At 73.8% G+C, this 2,770-nt stretch carries 4 protein-coding genes; 2 read left to right on the forward strand and 2 right to left on the reverse strand.

What is annotated here, in order from left to right:
• Together purB and WML84_RS14615 are read right to left on the reverse strand one after the other, a co-directional pair.
• A partial coding sequence (purB, locus tag WML84_RS14610) for an adenylosuccinate lyase (protein ID WP_347346864.1) occupies positions 1-1,221 on the reverse strand: 1,221 nt, incomplete at its 3' end.
• A gap of 58 nt (positions 1,222-1,279) precedes the next feature.
• Positions 1,280-1,786: a low molecular weight protein-tyrosine-phosphatase gene (locus tag WML84_RS14615; RefSeq protein WP_347346865.1), complete on the reverse strand. Its 507-nt coding sequence runs from the start codon at positions 1,784-1,786 to the stop codon at positions 1,280-1,282.
• Between the two features lie 189 nt (positions 1,787-1,975).
• Between WML84_RS14615 and WML84_RS14620 the strand changes: the two genes are divergently transcribed.
• Both WML84_RS14620 and WML84_RS14625 read left to right on the forward strand, forming a co-directional pair.
• Positions 1,976-2,236 carry a hypothetical protein gene (locus WML84_RS14620; RefSeq protein WP_347346866.1) on the forward strand — a complete coding sequence of 87 codons (261 nt, stop codon included), beginning with the start codon at positions 1,976-1,978 and terminating at the stop codon, positions 2,234-2,236.
• Between the two features lie 253 nt (positions 2,237-2,489).
• The coding region (locus WML84_RS14625) for a type VII secretion target (protein ID WP_347346867.1) at positions 2,490-2,770 on the forward strand (281 nt) is incomplete at its 3' end.

Below are 2,770 nucleotides of genomic sequence, written 5' to 3' on the forward strand. Positions count from 1 at the left end.
CGCGTACGGGTCGGTGATCGCGGAGCGTCCGGCGACGATCTCGGCGCGCACGACGGTCTGGATCGCCTCGGCGAGGACCTCCCAGTTCGCGTCGAGGTCGGCGAGGAGCACGTCACGCGACAGCGAGATCTCGCGCAGCCCGCGCTGCAGGTTGTCGAGGGCGAGCAGCGAGTGCCCGAACGCGACGCCGATGTTGCGCTGCGTCGTCGAGTCGGTGAGGTCGCGCTGCAGGCGGCTGGTCACGAGCGTCGAGGCGAGGGTCGCGAACAGCCCGCCCGAGATCTCGAGGTTGGCCTCGGCGTTCTCGAAGCGGATCGGGTTGATCTTGTGCGGCATGGTCGACGATCCCGTCGCGCCGGCGACCGGGATCTGGGCGAACATGCCCAGCGAGATGTAGGTCCACACGTCGGTGGCGAGGTTGTGCAGGATGCCGCCGGCGTGACGCACGCGGTCGTACAGCTCGACCTGCCAGTCGTGCGACTCGATCTGCGTCGTGAGGATGTTGTCCTCGACGCCGAGGCCCTCGATGAACGCGCGCGACAGCGCCGGCCAGTCGACGTCGGGGGCCGCGGCCAGGTGCGCCGACCAGGTGCCGGTCGCGCCGGAGAACTTGGCGAGGTACTCGCCGCCCTCGACCTGGCGCGCGACGCGCGCGAGGCGCCACGCGAAGACGCCGAGCTCCTTGCCCATCGTCGACGGCGTCGCGGGCTGTCCGTGCGTGCGCGAGAGCATCGCGGCATCCCGATGCTCGACGGCGAGCGCGCGCAGGGCCGCGATCACGGCGTGCAGCTTCGGAAGCCACACGTCTTCGACGGCGCGCTTGACGGTGAGGGCGTAGGCGGCGGAGTTGACGTCCTCGCTCGTGCACGCGAAGTGGGTGAGCTCGGCGATCGCGTCGAGGCCCAGGGCCGACAGGCGCTCGCGCACGAGGTACTCGACGGCCTTCACGTCGTGGCGGGTGACCGCCTCCTTCGCGGCGAGCCAGTCGATCTCGGCCTGCCCGAAGTCGCGGTAGAGCGCGCGCAGCGACTGCTTGTCGGCGTCGGAGAGGGGCGCCGAACCGAACAGCCCGCGGTCGGTCAGGGCGATGATCCACTCGACCTCGACCTCGACGCGGGCGCGGTTGAGGCCGGCCTCGGACAGGTGGTCGGCGAGAGCGCCGACGGCGGCGCGATAGCGTCCGTCGAGGGGGCTGAGGGGCTGGGGGGGCAGGGACGTCACGGTGCTCCGATCGCGGGGAGCCCTCGCGCGGCGCCGAACCCTGGCCTGGGCGATCGGCTCAGCGGGGCTGGCGGAGGGCGGGTTCGAGTTGGCCGAAGAGCGCTCGACTCGCTCGTTCGATCATACCGAGGACCTCGTCGAACATCCGGCCGCCGTCGTAGTAGGGGTCGGGCACGTCGAGCCTGCCGCCGGCCTCCGGGTCGAACGAGAGCAGCAGGGCGATCTTGTCGGCGTCGGACGGGGTCGGCGCCTGCACCGCGAGCGCCCGCGAGTGCCACCGGTCGAGGGCCACCAGCAGGTCGTGGCGCTCGAAGTCGGCGACCGCGAACTGGCGCGCGCGATGGGCCGAGCCGTCGTAGCCGCGCCGACGCAGCGCCGCGACCGTGCGCGAGTCGGCGCACTCTCCGACGTGCCAGTCGTCCAGCCCCGAGCTCGACGCGACCAGGTGATCGCGCAGTCCCGCGCGCTCCGCGAGGCACCGGAACACGACCTCGGCCATGGGAGACCGGCAGATGTTCCCCGTGCAGACGAACATCACGCGAAAGGGCTCCACGTGCGGGGACATCACACCATTGTGCGCGTCACGGGGCATCCTGCACAGGGGTTCGCACCGATCTGTGGTCGGGGGCCGTCTCGGGCGCCGAAGCGGGGCGGGGCGGGCGAGGATTCCTACACATCCGCCGATCCCGGCGGGCTGTCCACCGATCGTGGGATGCCGGCTCGCGGACGGCGGCGGGCGGTGCACGATCGTCGCGTGGACCCCCTCGACCTCCTGGAGCTCGCCCGCGCGCGGGTGGATGCCGTGTGCGACGAGCTGCACGGCATCCGGCGCCGTGCCGAGGCGCTGGCGCACGAGACCGCGTGGCAGTCGCGCGGCGCCGAGGCGTTCCGCGCCGCGGTCGCGTCGTGGGTCGAGGCGCTCGACCTGCTCGCGACGGAGCTGGACGGGCTGCGCGACGAGGTCGCGTTCGTGCGCGTCCGCGGCGCGGTGGCGGGCGGGAGCGGGGTCGGGTGAGCGGGGGGTGCGCGTTGCCGGCCGGCCTGTGCGGGGCGCTCCGGTCGGGGAGCGGTCGTCGCCGGCCCGCGGCCGGCGGGGCGGCGGCGAGCGATCAGGCATCGTCTTGCGACCTGGCGGCGGCACGGAGTGACCGGGCGGCATCCTGCGACGGAGCTTCGTCTCGCGGAGGCGCGGCGTCCTGCGACGGGGCTTCGTCTTGCGGTCGTCGCCGGTCGACCGTGAACGAGCGGGCGAGGCCGGGGGCCCGAGCGTGAGCGATGACCTCGACATCCGGGGCGGCGGCACGGTCGTCGTCGACACCGACAGCGTGCGGCACGCGGCATCGGGATTCGAGGGCGTCGCCGCGGCGTGCGACGATCTCGCGGGCGAGCTGGCGCACGTGGGCGGCGTGCTGGCCGGGCTCGGGCCGTTCGACGGCGACGTGGCGTCGACGCGGGCGCGGGTGGCCGCGATCCGCGTCGACGAGGCGCGCGCTGGGGCGGCCGAGCTCGTGCGGCGGCTGCGGGTGACCGCCGCGGAGTACGAGCGCGT

It is taken from the genome of Microbacterium sp., assembly GCF_039812165.1.
Lineage (GTDB): Bacteria > Actinomycetota > Actinomycetes > Actinomycetales > Microbacteriaceae > Microbacterium.

What these genes read in the sequence shown, in the direction of transcription:
- WML84_RS14615 (WP_347346865.1), bottom strand. Translation starts at nt 1,786, where the DNA reads ATGTCCCCGCACGTGGAGCCCTTTCGCGTGATGTTCGTCTGCACGGGG.